This window comes from Streptomyces sp. NPDC060027, from assembly GCF_042737005.1.
In the GTDB taxonomy this organism is placed as follows: domain Bacteria; phylum Actinomycetota; class Actinomycetes; order Streptomycetales; family Streptomycetaceae; genus Streptomyces.
The window spans coordinates 1-5,416 of the sequence record NZ_JBHWVI010000361.1; the positions used below are offsets into that span (position 1 = coordinate 1).

Sequence of the window (5,416 nt, forward strand, 5' to 3'; positions counted from 1 at the left end):
GCTGCCCCGGCTCGGACCGTGAGGTCGGTCGAGCCGGGGCAGCACGCTTTCGCAGAACAGCTGCAGACTGCGCCAGCCCTCGTCGACGGGCATCCCGCCGGACAGCGGATGCAGGACGAGGTTGTCGAGGCCCTGCGCCACGCACTGGTCGGGCGTGAGGATGCGGTAGACGCCCTCGGCGCGCAGCTCCTCGACGGTCGTGGCCGCCGACTTCACCGCCGAGCGGATCTCCCCCGACTGCCAGGACGCGTACGTCCGCGCCTCGTGCAGGAAGTGGGAACCGTACGCGGCCCAGGCCCGGTCCGGGTCCTCCGCGATGTGCAGCAACGGCGTCTCGGCGCCGGGCATCATCGTCCAGCCCTCGGTGCCGTACTCGATGAGCCGCTCCTTGTAGTAGGCCTCCAGCTCGGGCAGGTGCGCGCTCGGGAAGAACGGCAGCCCGAGCCGGGCGGCGCGCCTGGCCGCGGCCCGGGAGGAGCCGCCCACCAGCAGCAGGGGGTGCGGATCCGAGAACGGACGCGGGGTGACCCGTACCGTGCGGCCCCGATACGTGAACTCCTCGCCGGTCCACGCCTTCAGCACCGTCTCCAGGAGCTCGTCCTGAAGTTTGCCGCGCCGCTTCCAGTCCACGTCGAACAGCGCGTACTCCTCGGGCCGGTAGCCGATGCCGGCCACGGTCACCAGTCGTCCGCCGCTGAGCAGATCGAGTACGGCGATGTCCTCGGCGAGACGCAGCGGGTCGTGCAGCGGGCCGATGACCGCCGAGACGGTGACCGCGATATGCCGGGTCGCCCCGAAGACCGCGCCCGCGAACGCGAACGGCGAGGGCAGCCAGTTGTTGGCGACGCCGTGGTGCTCCTCGGTCTGCACGGTGGTGATCCCGCGGTCGTCGGCGTACGTGGCCATCTCGACGGCCGCCTTGTAGCGGGCGCTCAGCGAGGCGGGGGTGGCGTCGGGTTCGACGAGGTTGAAGCGCACGACCGTTACGGGCATGGGGAGCCCCCCTTCGTGTGTGGAGGGGGACGGTAGCTGACGGTGCGTCAGACATCCAGAGTCGCGGAACCTTTCGCGGGCCGTGCCATGGGTGCCACGGCGGGCCCGGGCGGCACCATGTGGCGGCGAGAGCGCGTCACGGCCGACGGTATGGGCCTGTGCGCCCCGCGTACGCTGCGCGCACCGCCACGCACCCCTTGTGCTCGAGCGGCACCGGGGAGCGTGGTGACTGCGCCCGCGAAGCTTCCCGCGGACGCGTGGCCGGGCGGCGGACCGGACCGGCCCGCGGGGCACGCGGCCCCCGCCCGGCCAACGGCGGGCCGGACGCGAGGTCACGCATACTGGACGGGTTATGGAAACCATCATCCTTGCTGTAGTCATCGCCGTGGTGGTGATCGGCGCGCTCGGTGGGCTCGTCGTCGGCAGTCGCAAGCGGAAGCAGCTGCCCCCGCCGCCCCCGGCCGCCCCCGACATCACCGCCCCTCCGGCCGAACCGCACGTCGGCGACGAGGCCGAGACGCCGCGCGACGAACCACGCCGCACGATCGAGGAGGTGGATCTTCCCGACCGCTCGGCCGCCACGCCGGTCGTCGTCGAGGAGCCGGCCGCCCCCGCGATCGAGATCCCGGAACCGACCGCGGGCCGCCTGGTGCGCCTGCGCACCCGGCTCTCCCGCTCGCAGAACGCGCTCGGCAAGGGGCTGCTCACGCTGCTCTCGCGCGAGCACCTCGACGACGACACCTGGGAGGAGATCGAGGACACGCTGCTCGTCGCCGACGTCGGCGTGCAGCCCACCCAGGAGCTGGTCGAGCGGCTGCGCGAGCGCGTGAAGGTGCTCGGCACACGGACGCCGGACGAGCTGCGCGGTCTGCTGCGCGAAGAGCTGCTCGTGCTGCTCGTCCCGGAGTTCGACCGCGAGGTCAAGACCGACTCGAACCTCGACACCCCGGGCATCGTGATGGTCGTCGGCGTCAACGGCACCGGCAAGACCACCACCACCGGCAAGCTCGCGCGCGTGCTCGTCGCCGACGGCAAGAACGTCGTGCTGGGCGCGGCCGACACCTTCCGCGCCGCCGCCGCCGACCAGCTCCAGACCTGGGGCGAGCGCGTGGGTGCCCGTACCGTCCGTGGCCCCGAGGGCGGCGACCCCGCCTCGATCGCGTTCGACGCGGTCAAGGAGGGCATCGAGGAGGGCGCGGACGTCGTCCTCATCGACACCGCCGGCCGGCTCCACACCAAGACCGGCCTCATGGACGAGCTCGGCAAGGTCAAGCGCGTCGTCGAGAAGCACGCGCCGCTCGACGAGGTGCTGCTCGTCCTCGACGCGACCACCGGCCAGAACGGTCTGGTCCAGGCGCGCGTGTTCGCGGAGGTCGTGGAGATCACCGGCATCGTGCTGACCAAGCTCGACGGCACCGCGAAGGGCGGCATCGTCATCGCGGTGCAGCGCGAGCTGGGCGTCCCGGTCAAGCTGGTGGGGCTCGGCGAGGGCGCGGACGACCTGGCGCCGTTCGAGCCGGAGGCGTTCGTTGACGCCCTTATCGGAGACTGACCACCCGCGTGAACGCGTAGGTGCCCGAAGAAGCGCCCGTCCCCACGACACAGTCGGGGACGGGCGCTTCTTCATGCGGCGTTCGTGGCGTTGGCGGCGTCGACGCCGTCGGCCCCGTGAGGCGATGGGCGGGGTGACGGATGGACGGACGGACCGGTGCGGCGCGGTTCAGGCCCGTGAACGGTGGGCCACGTAGGCGAGCGTGCCCAGCAGCAGCCGGGCCGGCGGCGGCTTCGTCGCGGAGTCGAGGGCCGGGGAGCGCAGCCATCGGACCGGGCCGAGTCCCGCGCGGTCGGAGGGCGGGGCGGTGATGAACGACCCGGGACCCAGGCCGTGCAGGTCGAGGGACGGGTCGTCCCAGCCCATCCGGTAGAGCAGCTCGGGAAGTTCGGCGGCGGACCCGGGGGAGACGAAGAAGTGGGCGCGGCCGTCGGCGGTGGCCGTGACCGGACCGAGGGGGAGGCCCATGCGCTCCAGGCGGACCAGCGCGCGGCGCCCGGCGGGCTCGGCGACCTCGATCACGTCGAACGCCCGGCCGACCGGCAGCATCACCGCGGCGCCGGGGAACTCGGACCAGATGCCGGTCGCCTCGTTCAGCGTCGCGCCGGCCGGGATCGTCGGGGCGAAGCCCAGGGGGTGCGCACCCGGTGCCGCGCAGTCGCCCCTGCCGCACGAGCACACCCCGGCGGCGGCTCTGGCGCCCGGGACCACGTCCCATCCCCAGAGTCCGGTGAATTCCGCGACGGCTGTGCTCTCCGACGAGCGGCCGCGGCGACGAGTGCCGGTCCGGATGTCGCGCATCGCCCGACTGCTGCCGATCGTGAAGCCCATGCCCCCTCCAACGGGTCCGATGCGCCGGTGGTTACGTGACGAAACCGGATCGTCACCCTCTGTTCCTGACTGCCCGGTTTCGCGCGATCCAGGCGGCGCCTTGTGGTGCAACGGGTGGTGCGCTCGGCTCCGTGCGCCCCGGCGTACACCGTTCCGCCCATCACCGGCCCTCCTGTGTCAAGTCAATCGCGAGCAGGGCGACCGGAGTTCATTCGAAGGGGTGGCGAATGGTGGCGTTTCCTGGATCGCCATGGCTGGACGCGTGATCGTAGGATTACTTTGAGTGCACGAGTCCTGGGGATGTATGTACTCGTGGGTATGCCAAGGGCAAGTCGGCTTACCGTTCGAAGGGTGGGAACTGCCGGACGCGCGGCCGTATTTACCGGCATTCTGATAGGGCTTGGCGCAGAGCGGCGGCAAGTGGTCTCAGAGAGTGGGGGCGTTCCAGTGGGCGGCAACGGCGGAGGCGGGACGAACGCTGACAAGCGCCCCAACGAGCTGCTCGGCTCGTGGTTCGTGCGCAGCGGCTGGTCGAAGGGTGAACTCGCGCGCCAAGTGAACCGCCGGGCCCGCCAGTTGGGGGCCAACCACATTTCCACGGACACCTCGCGGGTGCGCCGCTGGCTGGACGGCGAGAACCCGCGCGAGCCGATCCCGCGGATCCTGTCCGAGCTGTTCTCCGAGCGGTTCGGCTGTGTCGTCGCCGTGGAGGACCTCGGTCTGCGCGCCGCTCACCAGGCACCCTCCGTGTCGGGTATCGACCTGCCGTGGACGGGCCCCCAGACCGTCGCGCTGATCAGTGAATACTCGCGCAGCGACCTGATGCTGGCGCGGCGCGGCTTCCTCGGCAGCTCGCTGGCCCTCGCCGCGGGTCCCGCCCTCGTCGAGCCCATGCAACGCTGGCTCGTCCCCGCGCCCCTGGCGCCACAGGAGGAGCCCGAATCCCCGGCCTCGGCGCGCCGCGGCGGCCGGCTCTCCAGGCCGGAGCTGGACCTCCTGGAGTCCACCACCGCGATGTTCCGTCAGTGGGACGCCCAGTGCGGCGGCGGACTGCGCCGCAAGGCGGTCGTCGGCCAGCTGCACGAGGTGACGGACCTGCTCCAGGAGCCGCAGCCCGCCGCCACCAGCAAGCTCCTGTTCAAGGTCGCCGCCGAACTGGCCGAGCTGGCAGGCTGGATGAGCTATGACGTGGGCCTCCAGCCCACCGCGCAGAAGTACTTCGTGCTCGCCCTGCACGCCTCGAAGGAGGCCGGCGACAAGCCGCTCGGCTCGTACATCCTGTCCAGCATGAGCCGCCAGATGATTCATCTCGGGCGGCCCGACGACGCGTTGGAACTGATCCATCTCGCGCAGTACGGCAGCCGTGACTGCGCGAGCCCGCGCACCCAGTCGATGCTGTATGCGATGGAGGCCCGCGCCTACGCCAACATGGGCCAGCCCGGAAAGTGCAAGCGGGCCGTCCGGATGGCCGAGGACACCTTCGCCGACGTGCACGAGTGGGACGACCCGGACCCTGACTGGATCCGCTTCTTCTCCAAGGCCGAGCTGTACGGCGAGAACTCGCACTCCTACCGTGACCTCGCCTATGTCGCCGGCCGCAGCCCCACGTACGCCTCCATGGCCGAGCCCCTGATGCAGGAGGCCGTCGACCGTTTCGGCAAGGACCCCGAGCACCAGCGTTCGTACGCACTCAACCTCATCGGCATGGCCACCGTGCACCTGTTGCAGCGTGAGCCCGAGCGGAGCGCGGTCCTGGCCAGGGAAGCGCTGAGGATCGGCAAGAAGGTGCGCTCGGAGCGCGTCAACACTCGTATCCGAAAGACCGTCGACACCGCCGTCCGTGATTTCGGGGACCTCGCCGAGGTCATCGACCTCACCGACCAGCTGGCCGTCGACCTGCCCGAGACCGCGGAAGCGGTCTGACCCGGGGCCGCGAAGGCGGCCCCGCCCCATGCCCCGGGCGCGGCCGGGGGGCCCGCACAGCCCCCCCCCGCGCCCCCCAGCCACGTGCACGGGCGACCCCCCGCCGCCCGGGGCGGT

The 5,416-nt window shown here is 71.7% G+C and carries 4 protein-coding genes; 2 read left to right on the top strand and 2 right to left on the bottom strand.

The window, feature by feature from the left end:
- Nucleotides 1-993 (bottom strand): LLM class flavin-dependent oxidoreductase (locus ACFWBT_RS41485; RefSeq protein ID WP_385709570.1); only part of this gene is annotated, 993 nt, incomplete at its 3' end.
- Between the two features lie 352 nt (nt 994-1,345).
- On the opposite strand from ACFWBT_RS41485, the gene ftsY reads away from it, so the two are divergent.
- Entirely contained in the window at nt 1,346-2,545 is a 1,200-nt protein-coding gene (ftsY, locus tag ACFWBT_RS41490; RefSeq protein ID WP_385709573.1) for a signal recognition particle-docking protein FtsY, read from the top strand.
- A gap of 168 nt (nt 2,546-2,713) precedes the next feature.
- Here ftsY and ACFWBT_RS41495 read toward each other — a convergent pair whose 3' ends face one another.
- A complete protein-coding gene (locus tag ACFWBT_RS41495; RefSeq protein ID WP_385709576.1) occupies nt 2,714-3,376 on the bottom strand; it encodes a bifunctional DNA primase/polymerase in 663 nt (220 codons plus the stop codon).
- A 447-nt stretch (nt 3,377-3,823) separates the two neighbouring features.
- On the opposite strand from ACFWBT_RS41495, the gene ACFWBT_RS41500 reads away from it, so the two are divergent.
- Nucleotides 3,824-5,299, top strand: a complete 1,476-nt coding sequence (locus ACFWBT_RS41500; protein ID WP_385709578.1) for a hypothetical protein — start codon at nt 3,824-3,826, stop codon at nt 5,297-5,299.
- Nucleotides 5,300-5,416 lie beyond the last annotated feature (117 nt).

Excerpts from the sequence above, each read along its gene's own strand:
- ACFWBT_RS41495 (WP_385709576.1), bottom strand. The coding sequence starts at position 3,376 with ATGGGCTTCACGATCGGCAGCAGTCGGGCGATGCGCGACATCCGGACC.
- ftsY (WP_385709573.1), top strand. The coding sequence starts at position 1,346 with ATGGAAACCATCATCCTTGCTGTAGTCATCGCCGTGGTGGTGATCGGC.